The following is a 15561-nucleotide window of genomic DNA, read 5'->3' on the forward strand; positions in this document are numbered from 1 at the left end:
TTTAACACAAGCAACAATTTTTACATTATTTAGGAAATATCTATGAGCAAAGTCATTGTCGTAACCTCAGGAAAAGGTGGCGTAGGCAAAACCACCACCAGCGCTAGCTTGGCCACTGGTCTTGCCCTTAAAGGACATAAAACCGTTGTCATTGATTTTGATGTTGGTTTACGAAATCTTGATTTAATTATGGGTGTAGAACGTCGTGTTGTTTATGATTTTGTTAATGTTATCAATGGAGAAGCTAATCTTGGTCAAGCGCTAATCCGCGATAAAAGTGTTGAAAATCTCTACATTTTACCCGCCTCGCAAACACGCGATAAAGACGCGCTCACCGAGGAAGGCGTGGGAAAAGTCATTGATGATTTAAAAAGCATGGGCTTTGAATTTATCATCTGTGATTCCCCAGCTGGTATTGAGCGTGGCGCATTAATGGCGCTTTATTTTGCCGACGAAGCGATTGTTACCACCAATCCAGAAGTTTCTTCAGTGCGAGATTCTGACCGCATCTTAGGCATTTTGGCCAGTAAATCTAAACGCGCCGAACAAGGGCTTGAACCCGTTAAGGAGCATCTAGTCATTACACGTTACAGCCCAAGTCGCGTTAAAATGGGAGAAATGTTAAGTGTTGAAGACATTATAGAGTTGCTTAAGGTCAAACTGCTTGCCGTCATACCAGAATCTGAGGCAGTCTTGGCATCCTCCAATAAAGGTACGCCTGTTATTCTTGCCAGCGAAACTCAAGCTGGGCAAGCCTACTCCGATATGATTGAGCGCTTACTAGGCAAAGATATCCCGCATCGATTTTTGGATGTTCGCCGCAAAGGATTCTTCTCAAAACTATTGGGGAGCTAAGCATGAGCCTTTTTAATCTCTTTCGCAGTAAGCCAAACTCGGCGCAAAAAGCTAAAGAACGACTCCAAATTATCATTGCTCACCAACGCGATGGGCGTGAGTCTGATAAAAATGAGCAACCTGCTTTTATGGAGGAAATGAAAGCCGAAATTTTAAAAGTCGTGCGCCGATATATTCAAATTGAACCTGAAGACGTTAGCACCGATTTAACGCGCAACGGCAACACTGAAGTCTTGGGACTCACCATTAATCTAGCGGATAAATCTCAGCAAAAAACAACAATAATCCGAGCTCTTCGGATAATCCACCCCATAATCAAGCGCCAAAAAATAATGCCTGAGCATGAACCTATAAACGTACGCCTTGACCAATGGTTATGGGCGGCACGTTTTTATAAACAACGTCCACTGGCGGTTAGCGCTATTAAAAATCAGCGTGTGTTAGTCAACGGACAACGTGCAAAACCTGCGCGCTTAGTGGATATTGGCGATACTCTCACCATAGAGAAATCTGCCGAACAAACATATACCGTTGTCGTTGAAGGCTTAGCGCATAAACGCGTAAATGCTAAAATTGCTCAAACTCTTTATCGCGAAACGCCCGAAAGCCAAGAAAAACGCGCCCTACTACAAACTCAACAACAACTTGCCAAAGCCTTAGTCAGTTTTCCTGATAAAAAACCCGATAAGCGCGCGCGTCAAAAAATTCGTGCCATACGCCATGGCAACTTTTAATTCTATGAACCATCCCCATTTTTAATGGACTAACCTAATTTAAGTGAACCATGCGAGGTAATTTATGAGCGCAGATTTTGATTTAATTTGTATTGGTGGCGGTAGTGGCGGCATTGCCAGCGCTCGACGCGCCGCTGAATATGGCGCAAAAGTCGCCGTTGTTGAAGCGCAACGCTTAGGCGGTACTTGCGTTAATGTGGGTTGTGTTCCCAAAAAACTTTTTTGGTATGCCGCAAACGTTGCAGAAAGTTTATATAATGCAGATAAATATGGATTTGCCGTAAGCGGTGAACAGCCTGAATTTAACTGGGGGCAATTTAAAAAAGACCGTGATGCCTATATTAATCGCCTAAATGATATTTATACCAATAATCTAGAAAAAAGTAACGTTACGCTTATTCGTGGGCATGCGCGCTTTATTGACCCAAATACCATCTCAGTAGGTGAAAAAACCTATACAGCCAAGCATTTTATTATCGCAACAGGGGGCAGACCTTTTGTTCAGCCTACACTAGAAGGACGTGAACACGCCATTACTTCAGATGATTTCTTTGCACTTGAAACCCAACCTAAGCGCATGCTTATTGCTGGCGGAGGTTATGTTGCCTGTGAAGTTTCTGGCGTTATGCAAGCGCTTGGCAGTCAAATTGATTTAGTCGTACGCCAGCCCAGAGTATTAAAAAGCCTTGATGAAGACATTACCACCACTTTAGACAATGCCATGCAAGAACAAGGCATTAATCGCCATTATGGGCAAACCATTACCCGTATTGAGAAAATTTCTGATGGTTATTGCGTTTATCTAAGTGGCGGTCAAAGCATTGAAACAGATTGCGTTTTACTGGCAACAGGGCGCATTCCTAATACTGACGATATCGGATTAGAAACTATTCATTTAGAGCGTAAAGAAAACGGAATTATTCCTGTTGATGCCTATCAAAACACCAATATTGCCAACATCTACGCCATTGGGGATGTTACTGGGCAAGTAGATTTAACCCCTGTTGCCATTGCCGCAGGTAGAAAACTTGTTGCCCGTCTATTTAATGATCAACCCGATGCCAAGCTTGATATGGACAATATTCCAACTGTGCTCTTTACTCATCCGCCTATTGGTAGCGTGGGCTATACCGAACAACAGGCGCAAGCTGAATTTGGTGAAAGTGTTAAAGTTTATAAAGCACAGTTTACACCTATGGCGCGTACTTTCTCCCATCACAAACCCAAAACCCTGATGAAACTGATTTGCAAAGGCAAAGAAGAGCGGGTTATTGGCATTCAAATGATTGGGGATGGTGTGGATGAGATGCTACAAGGCTTTGCTGTAGCGGTTAAAATGGGCGCCGCCAAAGCGGACTTTGACGATACTGTCGCCATTCATCCAACCAGCAGTGAAGAATTAGTAACTTTGCGCTAAGCGCTTTAATCTCCATAAAAAAATACCGCTTATCACAAGATAGGCGGTTTTTTTATGCCTTTAAAATAAAGCCGATAACCTCAAGCAAACCAAGCGCACGATAACAAAATAATACATTTAATCATTTACGCTTAAATCTCTTTCCATAAATTGCCTTTTATTTTAAGAAGTCTCCCTACCTTAATTAAATAACTGGCGATGTAATTTTTCTAAAATTTGGTAGTCTTCCTGCAAAATAAGCGCTTTTTGCGCTAACTCCAGCGCGCGCTTTGCTTGATGCTTTGCCTCAGCGCGCACGCCTTTTTCATAACCGCGTTGATAAATTCCTGCTAACACTTTTTGCAAGCATACCCCTACTTCAATATTATTCGCGCCATCTCGGGCAATAGGGGCAATGGGATGGGCAATTAAATCAGCTTCCTCTAAAGCAACCATACTTAAATTAGCATAGCGCGGAGATTGCTCCTCATTTTTTTCAGGCTCAATTAATAACTCGGCAATCACTGCTAAAATTTGAATCGCCGTCCCAGGGTCATTCACACTTGGGGAAAGCGCCCGTTGCGCCACCTCACTTAACACAATCAATCCAAAACGCGCATCTTGTTCATAGGTGCGCATACGCCCTAAAATAAATGCCTCTAACACCTTTTGTTGACGCTCATTATCCAAATCCTGCCCATACACCTCGACCAAACACTCTCCCCCATAAAGCAATTTTCCAGGGCGATGCTGAATATGAAAATGCACCTCATATTCTTGAGCAAGTTCTTGTAACTGCTTAAAATCAATATGCACTAAATAGCCCACCTTATGCCCACAAATGCGCGTTTTAACCGCGCCTTTTGGAGGGCTTGCGCAGGCACCATAATAATAATCTTGCCGATAATCTTTAAGCGCATTAAGCGCTGCAACACGGATTTTATCAATCGTAGTGCTTAAGCGCCCTAGAAGCGACAACGTATGCACCCAGCGAATCAGCGTTATAATTAAATACAGCAAAATTAAAATAGTGGCAGCGAATAATACAAAACGTCCATTTTGGTCATAATAGCCCAACCCCGTCGCCGTTTTTGCCACTGCCGCATAGATAAAGGAAGAAATAAAACTCGCAATCGCCATCCGCGCATCTTTATCCGCCATCACTAATTTACTTGCTCTTGGCGTGGCATTATTTGAAGCAGAGGCAAATGCCGCTACCATAATAGAAAGCGAAAACGTACTTACCGCCAACATGCTAGTCGCGATAATATCAAGCAAATCATCCAGCGTTGTCGCATCAATATTTGGCAACAAATCAAGCGGTAGAAAATATTTTGCAACAAACCCTAACGTTGCAAACACAATGGCAAATAACGCCCCCAATGCTGGCTGTACCCACAATGTTTTCTCAGGACTTTTTATATATAACCAAAAACGATAAAACATCGCCCCATCCTCACCAAATAAAACGCGCAATTTTAACGCAAAATGCGCCCAATTTTGTCAATTTACGCCCCCACTTATACCAATCTTTCAACTGCTCTTTCATACCCCCCTATCAGGATTTACAACCGCCTCTTAATTTAATTTACAATAGTGCCTTTTACTCTTTGCAAGGGGCTTAATCATGTTACGGTTGCTATTGACTTACTTGTTTATTATCACGCCCATTTGGGCGCAACAAACCACTGCGCCAACACTTACCGAAGAAGAGATCAGCTCTCCTGAGCAAGCGATCGCGGTTTCACCGATTGCCAAAGATGACGAAATTCAAAAACGCATCAGCAAAATTCTCTCTGCAACTGGCTGGTATGAGAATTCCAGCGTACGCGTTGATGATGGCATTGTGTTTTTAGATGGACAAACCGACAGCGACGAACATCGCCAATGGGCGCGAAACCTTGCCAGCAAAACTCAAGACGTCGTTGCCGTCGTTAATCGCATTCAAGTCAGCAATACCCCCAATTGGAGCATGAAACCTGCACTTTCTGAACTTGAACGCCTGTTATATAAATTTATCGCCTCATTACCCCTTATCTTACTCACCGTCATCGTGCTCCCTGTTGCATGGCAAATCGCTAAATATATCCACCGCTTCTCCAGCACTCTCTTTAACCGCCAACTTGCCTCACCCTACTTGCCGATATTCTTGCCAAAGCCATCGCCGTACCCAGTTTTTTATTAGGCGTTTATATTGTTTTACAAGTTGCGGGATTAACCAGCATTGCGCTATCTATCATGGGCGGAGCTGGGGTCGTGGGGATTGTGATAGGTTTTGCTTTTCGAGATATTGCCGAGAATTTCCTAGCCAGTTTACTCTTAAGCCTAAGACGCCCCTTCACCCGCGGGGATTTAATCAAAGTTGCGGATAAACTTGGCATCGTACAAAGCATGAACACCCGCACCACCGTATTACTCTCCAGCGAAGGGAACCTCATTCAAATCCCTAATTCCATGGTGTTTAAAAACATCATTCATAACTACACCGCCTCCTCCTCCCAACGCGATATCATCGACCTTGGCATTGGCTACGACGCCTCAATTAGTGACACACAAAGCATCATCTTAGACCTTCTCAGTGAACATGAAGCGCTCATGCAAGACCCCAAACCACTCGTTTTGGTTGACAATCTAGGCGCTGCTACCGTCAACCTTAAAATTTACTACTGGTTTGATGGCAAAACCCTCGACCGTCTCAAATTACGCTCCTCTATCCTTCGACTGCTCAAACGTCGCCTCATGGAAGAAGGCATTAGCCTACCAGATGATGCACGCGAAATTATTTTCCCAAATGGTGTGCCCGTCTACCTGCAAAATCAATCCAATTTAGAAACCCCTACAATCAGCACCACAAGCACCCTAGCCTCCCATGAACCAGCCAAAGAAGTCAGCAGCACCGTAACCGCCTCAGAAGGCAACCTCACCAACGAACGCCAAGAAATCGAAGCCACCGCTGAAGTTGATTTAAACCAAGACTGCAAAAACCTCCTTTCCAATCCCTAATCATGACTCAAATTCAAGCAAATCAAATCAAACTAGAACCCAGCTGGAAAACCCGCCTACTCCCGCAATTCCAGCAACCCTATTTTGAAAAAATCAAACACACCCTGCAACAAACCCAAGCCCAAGGCATTCCCACCTACCCACCCAACCGCCTTATCTTTAATGCCTTTTGGCAAACCCCTTTTGAGCAAGTCAAAGTCGTCCTCCTAGGACAAGACCCCTATCATCAACCTAATCAAGCCATGGGCTTATCTTTTTCCGTGCCCAAAGACATCCGCCCACCGCCCTCCCTACGCAACATCTATAAAGAACTCGCCCGCAGTATCCCCCATTTCACCCCACCCAATCACGGAGACCTAAGCGCATGGGCAACCCAAGGCATTTTACTCCTTAACGCCAGCCTCACCGTCGAACACGGCAAAGCCGCTAGCCACAGCCGTATTGGCTGGCAACACTTCACAGACGCCGTCATTAGCCTCCTCAACCAAGAGAAAACCGGCATTATTTTCCTTCTCTGGGGCAATTTCGCCAAAAGCAAAGCCTCACTCATTAACGCCAACCGCCATCACATCCTAACCGCCGTACACCCTTCCCCACTAGCAGGCGGTAAATTTCATGGGTGCAACCACTTTGCTCTAACCAACCAACTACTCATCCAACAAGGCAAAACCCCTATCAACTGGCAACTTTAACCCCACAAAAAACCCCTTAACGAACAAACGATTAAGGGGTTTTAGGCTAGACGCTGTACAATCAAAAAGACCATCTAAACAGATTCACATAAAAACAAATCCCAAAATTAGAAAACCCTTCCAAAAAACAGCGTATCTTATTATTCTTCAATCAGAGTTACCATAATCACGCTATCTTCCAACGCCTCACCTTGAATAAAATTCTTGCCATTAAATAACAACACCTCACCTGCTTTTAAAGCATATTGCTCTGTTTCATTTATAGTAATAGCCAAAGAGCCTTGCAACACAGTAAAAACAATATCATCGCCTTCGTGGTTATGGGAGGGAATCGTATCTCCCTTACTCAACACCTTACGCATCACCTTTGCATGAGCATTTTCAAAAACCTTCCCTTTCGCCAGCGGTTCAATCACTCGCGCCACTTGCTCCTGAGCAAATCCTACTGTGGATAAAGAAAGCACCGACAATAACAACATATTCTTCACTTTAAACATTTTTTTCTCCATCAATAAAACAATTGCGATAAGCCACAACACCCTCGCCACGCCACTATAACACAAATAATAATACAAATAACAATTATTTCTATTTCAAAAATACTTCCCTTCTTTAGCCACAAAAAAACCCCTTAACCGCCAAGGTTGTTAAGGGGTCTTTGCGCCTTAAGCGCTTAGCATAAGCGCATTTTACAAAGCGCCAACACCTTGATTGATACTCCAAGATTGCGTACGACCTTTTGCCTCAGTGTAGTTATAATCGCTCACCCGTCCTGTTCTAAGGTCAATCAACACTTCTAGAAATTGACTCTCTTCACGCGCTGTTACGGCATTCCCACCAAACAAACCACCCGCCATAGCGCCTAAACCAGAAGCCAACACTTGACCACTTCCCCCACCAATTTGACCCCCTACCAAGCCACCTAATGCTGCACCACCAATGCCAGCTGCTTCTTTTTTAATGCTATCATCATTGCGATAGCCATAAGTCAAACGCTTAATATTAGCCTTTTGATTTAATTCAACTGTAACAGGCTCACCAAACATCGCGCGAATCTGTTGCTCTGTCGTTACCCCACGCTGAATTTGATTAATCGCGTTATAGTCCAAGCGCGTTCCTGTTGCAATACAACCAGTTAGAAACACCAACATCGCACAAATCATGGCAAACTGTTTTCCAAAAAAACGAACATTCATATAAAAACTCCAAAATCCAACTAAAATAAATAAATAAATGATAATCCAGTTTCGCGCCGCAAAACTTTGCGCATTATAGCAATATCATTAAACTGCGTTTATTTTTTTCCAAGCGACTTTATACAAGGATTTCTATGAACCCATTTTTTCAAAGCAGACGATTTATCGTCTTGTTAGCCTTACTCATGGGCATTACCGCACTAAGCATTGATGCCATCTTGCCCGCCTTTCCAGAAATCAGCCAAACCTTTGGACTAACCGAAGGAGATGAAAACCGCATTCAGCTCATGGTAATTGTATTCATGCTTGGATTTTCGCTGACACAATTATTATTTGGCGTGCTTGCTGATGTATTTGGGCGCAAAATTATCCTCACCACAGGCTCATTATTTATATTCTTGCCAGCATCCTTGCAATTTTTGCCACAAACTATGAAACCTTACTGATTGCGCGATTATTCCAAGGCATTGGTGTTGGCGCTCCTCGTGTTCTCACGCTTGCCATTGTGCGCGACGTTGTCTCAGGTCGTGCCATGTCACGGCTAATGTCATTAATTATGATGGTATTTCTTATTATTCCCATCATTGCGCCCATGCTTGGACAATGGATTATAAGCCTAGGGGATTGGGTCGCTTTATTTATTTTTTTCGCTCTAATCGCAACCCTAGCTTGTGCTTGGGAACTCATCGAACTCCCAGAAACCCTACCAACCGAACGACGCAACCGCTTTAGCATTAAATCCGTTGCAAACGCCATCAAAACCTGCCTTAGCGACAGCATCACCCTACTTTATCTACTCATCCTAGGCTGCCTATTTGGCATGCTCGTGTTATACATCAGCCAATTTGAACCCATATTCCAAGACGGCGTTTATCATTTAGGGGAAAACTTTGTTTATATCTTCGCCTGCATTGCCCTTAGCATGGTTGCCTCCTCCATCGCCAACTCCCGCCTTGTTCTACACAAAGGACTACGCAGCATGGTTAAAATCGCGCTTACCATCATGGTTATTTCCGACAGCGCCCTCCTTATAGCCGCCCTACTCACCCATGGCAAACCGCCACTATTTTTAGTAATCGCCCTGTTTATGCTCCATTTTTTAGGCTTTAGCACCCTAATGCCCAATTTCAACAGCCTAATCATAGAGCTCTATAAAAACATCGCAGGCACCGCCTCTGCTTTAATTGGCAGCGTGATGACCATTATTGGCATAGGCATTGCCCATATTGTCGGACAACAGTTTAATGAAACCCTCTACCGATAAGCCTTGCCTACTTCATCCTCGCCATAATAATCGCCATCAGCACCTATTGGATATTCACCCATAGCGAAGAACAACCTGACTAACCCCTATGCACCACACAAAATAGCGATACAAACCAAATCAATAAAAGCCAAATATTATGCAATAGGCGCTCGGATTAACGCCCATCTAATCCTCCACCGCCTATTGCTTTTCCTCCAACGGCTTAATCTTCAAACCCAGCGACATGATATTGCCCTTATCATCCATCTGTTTTACCGTAAACACCGCCCGCTCATCAAAAGCCACCTTATCCCCCGACCACCCAATTGCGCTCCTCCTGCGCACGAATAAACGCCAACACCGTCATCTCGCGCACCTCAGAATCCAAGCCAGCAGAATCCAACATCGATAAATGCTTAATACGCACATGAGGAGAGACCACCCACTGCCCATAAAACTCACTCTCTGATTTTGCTTTAATCACACTATCACCAAACAAGCGCGCCAAACGTTCCACATGTTCCCCACGCACCGCAAACCACACCCCATCGCCCACCGCCAAGCGCGTCTCAGGCGACATCGTAACCACCTCATCGGCATGCACAAACGCCAACACCTTCACCTCATGAGCATTAATCTTCTGCGCAATAGCTTCAGGGTGTAGCCCAATAACAAACGCATTCTGCGCCACCACAAACTCAAAAATCTCCACACTCGCCTGCTCATTAAGCCACAAACGGTGTTGACTCTTAGCGCTTGGCGTCTCAGGCAAAATCACCCCACACCAGCGCGCCACAAAGGCAACGCTGACCCCTGCACCAACAACGACAAAACCACCACCGCAAACGCCAAATCAAACAACAACACCGACTGCGACACCCCCATCATCACAGGAATAATCGCCAATGTAATTGGCACCGCCCCACGCAACCCCACCCAAGAAATAAATAAAATCTCATTCAAACGAAATCCAAAAGGCAACAACCCCGACACCACCGCCAAAGGACGCGCCACCAACACCAAAAACGCCGCCACCGCCAAACCATAATGCCAAATCCCCAACACATCGCTCGGCGTAACCAAAAGCCCCAACATCACAAACAACGTCGCCTGACTCAACCACGCCAACCCATCCATCACATTAAACACATGCCCCGTCGCCCGACTCTGATAATTACCCACCAAAACCCCAGCCAAATACACCGCCAAAAACCCACTCCCCCCGAGCAAATTTGTTAACGCAAAAACCGCAAACCCACCAGATAAAATCAACAACGCATACATCGCATCAGCCAAACGCACCCGCCCCAACAACTTACTCAACACCCACCCCCCCATAAACCCAAACGCCAACCCAAGCCCCAACTGACGCACCAACAACCCCGCAAATGAACCCAAAGACTGCGCCTGCGGTTGCAAATTAAGCGCAATAAACGCCGTAACCAACAAAATCGCCATAGGATCATTAACCCCAGATTCAATCTCCAACGTTGCCTGCACCCGCTCATTTAACCGAATACCACTATGGCGCAACAACGAAAACACCGCCGCCGCATCTGTCGACCCCACAATCGCAGCCATCAACATCCCCCAAGCGCCAATCCACCCCCAGCAACCACATCACAAAACACCCAAGCGTCCCCACCGTCGCCATCACCCCCCACGTCGCCATCACACTCGCTGGCTTAAGCGCCACCCGAAACGTCGAAATTGCCGTCCTCAACCCCCCATCCAACAAAATCACCGCCAACGCCGCCTGCCCCACCATATTGGCAAAACCAAAAGATGAAAACTGCAACCCCAAAATCCCATCCTCACCCGCCAACATTCCAATCAACAAAAACCCCAATAACAACGGCATACCAATCCGCGCTGACAACGAACTCGCCAACACACTAGCAAACAACAACACCGCACAAAACAACAAAACCACATTAATCAACTGCATCGCATCCCCAAAAAAACACTAGAAAACCAAACATTGTAACAACCCAACACACAAAAAAGCGTGAGAAAAGATTATATCCTTACAAAGACAATTAAAAAATCATTCCCACTATCTAAAGCTCAATAAATGCGCTACCTTTACCCTTTTGCTCATTAACCAACAAGGACAACCTCATGCACAAAACCGACGACCTACGCATCCAACAAATCAAAGAACTCCTCCCCCCATCGCCCTACTCGAAAAATACCCCGCCAGCGAACAAGCCAGCCAAACCACCTACCAAGCGCGAAAAGCCATCCATAACCTCCTAAACCAGCACGATAACCGCCTACTCGTCATCATCGGGCCTTGCTCTATTCACGACATCCAAGCCGCGAAAGAATACGCCGCACGCCTGCTACCCCTACGCCAAAAACACCAGCACAGCCTAGAAATCATCATGCGCGTCTACTTTGAAAAACCGCGCACCACCACAGGCTGGAAAGGACTGCTAAACGACCCTCACCTAAACGACACCTTCGCCATCAACGACGGCCTACGCATCGCCCGAAAACTCCTACTAGACATCACCGAAAGCGGACTCCCCGTCGCCGTAGAATATCTCGACATGATCACCCCACAATACATCGCCGACCTCGTATCATGGGGCGCCATTGGCGCACGCACCACAGAAAGCCAAGTTCACCGCCAACTCGCCTCAGGACTCTCCTGCCCAGTTGGCTTTAAAAATGCCACCAACGGCAGCATTCAAATCGCCATCGACGCCATCACCAGCGCCCGCGCCCCCCACTCCTTCCTTTCTGTAACAAAATTTGGACACTCCGCTATCGTCCAAACCACCGGAAACGAAGACACCCACATCATCCTACGCGGCGGCGACAAACCCAACTACAGCGCCGAACACATCCAAAACGTTGAACAACACCTACAAAAAGCCAGCCTCCCCCAAAACATCATGGTCGATTTTAGCCACGCCAACAGCCTCAAAGACCACAGCAAACAAAAAATCGTCGCCCAAGACATCTGCGCCCAAATCCAAAATGGCAACCGCTCCATCTTTGGCGTCATGATAGAAAGCCACCTCATCGAAGGCAAACAAACCCACACCCCCAACCAACCACTCACCTACGGACAAAGCATCACCGACGGTTGCATCGGCTGGGAAGAAACCCAAACCATGCTACAAACCCTCGCAGACGCCGCCGCCACTCGCCTCAAATAACCCACAACCCCTCACAAAAAAAGCCCAACAAAACAGTTGGGCTTAACGCTTTTAATCTCTTAAAAAAATCTAAAGATTATCAAAAAAATCTTTCACTGAATCTAAAAATCCACGCTCTTTTGGCGCATGGCGCTTACCCCCATCCTTTAAAGAACGTTCAAACTCCTCCAGCAACTGTTTTTGATGCTTAGACAAATTAATAGGCGTTTCCACCACAACTTTACAAAATAAATTGCCAGTTGAATGACTGCGCACCGATTTAACGCCCTTACCGCGCAATCTAAAAGTTTTATGCGTTTGTGTTTCTTCTGGAATATTAAGCGCCACCTTACCATCTAGCGTCGGCACTTCTATTTCTCCGCCCAAACAAGCAGTTGCAATACTAATAGGCATCTCACAATACAAATCATCGCCATCGCGAGTAAAAATTGCATGTTTACGCACACGGATTTCAATAAACAAATCCCCTGCAGGCGCGCCCATCTCACCAGCCTCGCCCTTACCTTGCAAACGAACACGATCTCCAGTATCCACGCCAGCAGGAATGCTAACATCCAACACCCGTTGCTCATGCACACGCCCAGCGCCATGGCATTTTTCACAAGGATTTTCAATAATTTCACCCTTACCATTACAAGTTGGGCACACCTGCGCAATTGAGAAAAACCCTTGTTGCATGCGCACCTGTCCACTGCCTTGGCAAGTGCTACAAGTATGTTTGGTTGATTTTTCTGTCGCCCCACTGCCATTACAATTATCACAGACCACAAAAGTTGGGATGCGGATTGTTTTCTCCACTCCGCTCACCGCCTCTTCTAGCGACAAATCCAACTCATACGCCAAATCCCGACCACGATTTTGTCGATTAGCATTTGTGCGCCCAGCTCCACCGCCACCGAAAATATCGCCAAACATATCGCCAAAAATATCACTAAAGCTCGCGCCAGCGCCCCCACCGCCAAAGCCACCAAAACCGCCTGCGCCACCATTACCTTTTGCCGCATCAAAACCAAAGCGGTCGTATGTTGCGCGTTTTTGGTCATCACTTAAAATATCGTATGCTGCTTTTGCCTCTTTAAACTTCTCTTCCGCCTCTTTATCATCAGGATTGCGGTCGGGATGAAGTTTCATGGCGAGTTTACGAAATGCCTTTTTGATGTCTTCTTTAGAAGCGGTTTTCTCCACTCCTAAAATTTTATATAAATCTTTATTTTGATTAGCCATACTATTCCCATAAAAAAAGGGCGACGTATGCCGCCCTCAGTAAAAAGAAAAATTAGCTGTTTTTGTCGTCGTCTTTCACTTCTTTAAAATCCGCGTCAACAACGCCATCATCGCCATTGGCTTGCTCTTCACCTGCGCTACCAGCTTGCGCTTGCTCTGCCTGTTTGGCATAAGCTTTTTGCATTACAGGAGAAGAGGCTTCCAAAAGGGCTTCTGTTTTCGCTTTAATTTCTTCAAGATTATCGTCTTTGATAGCAGCGCGTAATGCCTCAACTGCCTCATCCACTTTAGCGCGTTCCTCAGCACTCACCTCGCCTTCGCCTAATTCCTGCATTGATTTCTCAACGCTATGAATCATCGCCTCAGCAGAGTTTTTAGCGCTCACTTTTTCTTGGAATAATTTATCTTCCTCAGCGTGCGCCTCAGCATCTTTTACCATGCGCTCTACTTCCTCATCCGACAAACCAGAGCTTGCTTTAATCACAATCGATTGCTCCTTGCCAGTCTCATTATCTTTTGCAGAGACATTTAAAATCCCGTTTGCATCAATATCAAACGTTACCTTAATTTGTGGCATACCGCGTGGTGCAGGGCGAATATCTGTCAAATCAAAACGACCTAATGATTTATTCGCGCTCGCCTGCTGACGCTCACCTTGTAAAATATGAATCGTAACCGCAGTTTGATTATCCTCAGCAGTAGAGAAAATCTGCTCAGCATTGGTTGGGATTGTGGTGTTTTTCTCAATGAGTTTAGTCATCACCCCGCCCATCGTTTCAATGCCCAACGACAACGGCGTCACATCTAACAACAACACATCTTTTACATCCCCACCTAAAACCCCGCCTTGAATCGCAGCTCCCAAAGCAACCGCCTCATCAGGGTTAATATCTTTACGTGGTTCTTTACCAAAGAAGTTTTTCACCACTTCTTGCACTTTTGGCATCCGCGTTTGACCGCCAACCAAAATCACATCATTAATATCACTACTGCTTAACCCCGCATCTTTTAAAGACTGACGGCAAGGCTCTAGCGTACGCTCAATTAATTCCTCTACCAAAGACTCTAATTTTGCGCGAGTTAATTTTAAATTCAAATGTTTAGGGCCAGAAGCATCGGCTGTAATATACGGCAAATTAATTTCAGTTTGCTGACTAGACGATAGCTCAATTTTTGCTTTTTCCGCCGCCTCTTTCAAACGCTGTAAGGCAAGCGAATCATTGGATAAATCCATACCGCTATCTTTTTTAAATTCAGCGACTAAATAATCAATAACGCGCGCATCAAAATCCTCACCGCCTAAGAAAGTATCCCCATTGGTTGCTAATACTTCAAACTGACGGTCGCCATCTAAATCCGCCATTTCAATAATTGAAATATCGAACGTACCGCCCCCTAAGTCATAGACAGCAATTTTGGCATCTTCTGCTTTTCTATCCATACCATAGGCTAGCGCCGCCGCGGTTGGCTCATTAATAATCCGACGAACATTCAAACCTGCGATTTTGCCCGCATCTTTGGTCGCCTGACGCTGACTATCGTTAAAATACGCAGGAACAGTAATCACCGCTTCTGTTACTTTCTCACCCAAATAATCTTCAGCAGTTTTTTTCATTTTCTGCAAAATACGCGCTGAGACTTCAGGAGCCGCCATCTTCTTCCCATTAACCTCAACCCACGCATCCCCATTATCGGCTTTAACGATGTTATAAGGCACTAATTTAATATCTTTTTGCACCTCACTTTCATCAAAACGACGACCAATTAACCGCTTAATCGCATAAATTGTATTTTTAGGATTGGTTACTGCCTGACGTTTTGCAGGCAACCCAACCAACACCTCGCCTTCATCTGCAAAAGCGACAATAGAAGGCGTTGTCCGTCCCCCTTCCGTATTTTCAATCACCCGTGGCTTATCGCCATCCATGATGGCAACACAAGAATTTGTAGTCCCTAAATCAATCCCAATAATCTTACTCATAAAGTCCTCTCCAAAAGTTCAAATAATTACTAAACACATTAATGGGGCAAAGGCGGATTTTTTC

Annotated in this window: 16 protein-coding genes and 1 pseudogene; 9 read left to right on the plus strand and 8 right to left on the minus strand. The window is 45.4% G+C overall.

What is annotated here, in order from left to right:
- The first annotated feature begins 42 nt into the window (after positions 1-42).
- From minD to gorA, 3 genes are all read left to right on the plus strand, one after another.
- Positions 43-855: a septum site-determining protein MinD gene (gene minD / locus A5N84_RS06570; RefSeq protein WP_072281720.1), complete on the plus strand. Its 813-nt coding sequence runs from the start codon at positions 43-45 to the stop codon at positions 853-855.
- A gap of 2 nt (positions 856-857) precedes the next feature.
- Positions 858-1589 (plus strand): cell division topological specificity factor MinE, encoded by a 732-nt coding sequence (minE, locus tag A5N84_RS11955; protein WP_078055625.1) that lies wholly within the window; start codon positions 858-860, stop codon positions 1587-1589.
- A gap of 64 nt (positions 1590-1653) precedes the next feature.
- Positions 1654-3006: a glutathione-disulfide reductase gene (gene gorA / locus A5N84_RS06585; RefSeq protein ID WP_072281721.1), complete on the plus strand. Its 1353-nt coding sequence runs from the start codon at positions 1654-1656 to the stop codon at positions 3004-3006.
- 180 nt (positions 3007-3186) lie between these two features.
- Here gorA and A5N84_RS06590 read toward each other — a convergent pair whose 3' ends face one another.
- Complete coding sequence (locus A5N84_RS06590) at positions 3187-4431, minus strand: DUF2254 domain-containing protein (RefSeq protein WP_072281765.1); 1245 nt, start codon at positions 4429-4431, stop codon at positions 3187-3189.
- A 181-nt stretch (positions 4432-4612) separates the two neighbouring features.
- Here A5N84_RS06590 and A5N84_RS09585 point away from each other — a divergent pair, with 181 nt between their 5' ends.
- From A5N84_RS09585 to ung, 3 genes are all read left to right on the plus strand, one after another.
- Positions 4613-5170 carry a BON domain-containing protein gene (locus tag A5N84_RS09585; RefSeq protein WP_078055627.1) on the plus strand — a complete coding sequence of 186 codons (558 nt, stop codon included), beginning with the start codon at positions 4613-4615 and terminating at the stop codon, positions 5168-5170.
- A 71-nt stretch (positions 5171-5241) separates the two neighbouring features.
- The gene (locus A5N84_RS09590; RefSeq protein WP_332882146.1) at positions 5242-5988 is read left to right on the plus strand and encodes a mechanosensitive ion channel family protein; all 747 of its coding nucleotides are present in this window, start codon (positions 5242-5244) and stop codon (positions 5986-5988) included.
- A 2-nt stretch (positions 5989-5990) separates the two neighbouring features.
- On the plus strand, positions 5991-6680 hold the full coding sequence (ung, locus tag A5N84_RS06600) for a uracil-DNA glycosylase (protein ID WP_072281722.1): 690 nt from the start codon (positions 5991-5993) through the stop codon (positions 6678-6680).
- 140 nt (positions 6681-6820) lie between these two features.
- On the opposite strand, the gene A5N84_RS06605 is transcribed toward ung, so the two are convergent.
- Both A5N84_RS06605 and A5N84_RS06610 read right to left on the minus strand, forming a co-directional pair.
- Positions 6821-7177 (minus strand): cupin domain-containing protein, encoded by a 357-nt coding sequence (locus A5N84_RS06605; RefSeq protein WP_198923833.1) that lies wholly within the window; start codon positions 7175-7177, stop codon positions 6821-6823.
- 192 nt (positions 7178-7369) lie between these two features.
- On the minus strand, positions 7370-7876 hold the full coding sequence (locus tag A5N84_RS06610; protein WP_072281723.1) for a hypothetical protein: 507 nt from the start codon (positions 7874-7876) through the stop codon (positions 7370-7372).
- Between the two features lie 134 nt (positions 7877-8010).
- On the opposite strand from A5N84_RS06610, the gene A5N84_RS13075 reads away from it, so the two are divergent.
- Both A5N84_RS13075 and A5N84_RS06620 read left to right on the plus strand, forming a co-directional pair.
- Positions 8011-8322 (plus strand): MFS transporter, encoded by a 312-nt coding sequence (locus A5N84_RS13075; RefSeq protein WP_072281724.1) that lies wholly within the window; start codon positions 8011-8013, stop codon positions 8320-8322.
- Positions 8319-9140 (plus strand): MFS transporter, encoded by an 822-nt coding sequence (locus tag A5N84_RS06620; RefSeq protein ID WP_332882148.1) that lies wholly within the window; start codon positions 8319-8321, stop codon positions 9138-9140. Before A5N84_RS13075 ends, A5N84_RS06620 begins: the two co-directional genes overlap by 4 nt.
- Positions 9141-9429: 289 nt before the next feature.
- Here A5N84_RS06620 and A5N84_RS10815 read toward each other — a convergent pair whose 3' ends face one another.
- The 3 genes from A5N84_RS10815 to A5N84_RS12790 are packed head-to-tail and all read right to left on the minus strand — an operon-like array spanning position 9430 to position 11070.
- Positions 9430-9918: a cation:proton antiporter family protein gene (locus tag A5N84_RS10815; protein WP_198923834.1), complete on the minus strand. Its 489-nt coding sequence runs from the start codon at positions 9916-9918 to the stop codon at positions 9430-9432.
- A complete protein-coding gene (locus A5N84_RS10820) occupies positions 9897-10703 on the minus strand; it encodes a potassium/proton antiporter (RefSeq protein WP_198923835.1) in 807 nt (268 codons plus the stop codon). The genes A5N84_RS10815 and A5N84_RS10820 overlap by 22 nt, the downstream gene beginning before the upstream one ends.
- Positions 10645-11070 (minus strand): cation:proton antiporter domain-containing protein, encoded by a 426-nt coding sequence (locus A5N84_RS12790; RefSeq protein WP_198923836.1) that lies wholly within the window; start codon positions 11068-11070, stop codon positions 10645-10647. The genes A5N84_RS10820 and A5N84_RS12790 overlap by 59 nt, the downstream gene beginning before the upstream one ends.
- Before the next feature lie 173 nt (positions 11071-11243).
- On the opposite strand from A5N84_RS12790, the pseudogene aroG reads away from it, so the two are divergent.
- A pseudogene (gene aroG / locus A5N84_RS06630) lies at positions 11244-12292 on the plus strand (3-deoxy-7-phosphoheptulonate synthase AroG).
- A gap of 69 nt (positions 12293-12361) precedes the next feature.
- Here the strand turns inward: aroG and dnaJ are convergent.
- The gene (gene dnaJ / locus A5N84_RS06635; RefSeq protein WP_072281726.1) at positions 12362-13516 is read right to left on the minus strand and encodes a molecular chaperone DnaJ; all 1155 of its coding nucleotides are present in this window, start codon (positions 13514-13516) and stop codon (positions 12362-12364) included.
- Between the two features lie 52 nt (positions 13517-13568).
- The gene (dnaK, locus tag A5N84_RS06640) at positions 13569-15497 is read right to left on the minus strand and encodes a molecular chaperone DnaK (RefSeq protein WP_072281727.1); all 1929 of its coding nucleotides are present in this window, start codon (positions 15495-15497) and stop codon (positions 13569-13571) included.
- Positions 15498-15561 lie beyond the last annotated feature (64 nt).

The organism is Rappaport israeli, assembly GCF_001888055.1.
GTDB classification, from domain to species: domain Bacteria; phylum Pseudomonadota; class Gammaproteobacteria; order Cardiobacteriales; family Cardiobacteriaceae; genus Rappaport; species Rappaport israeli.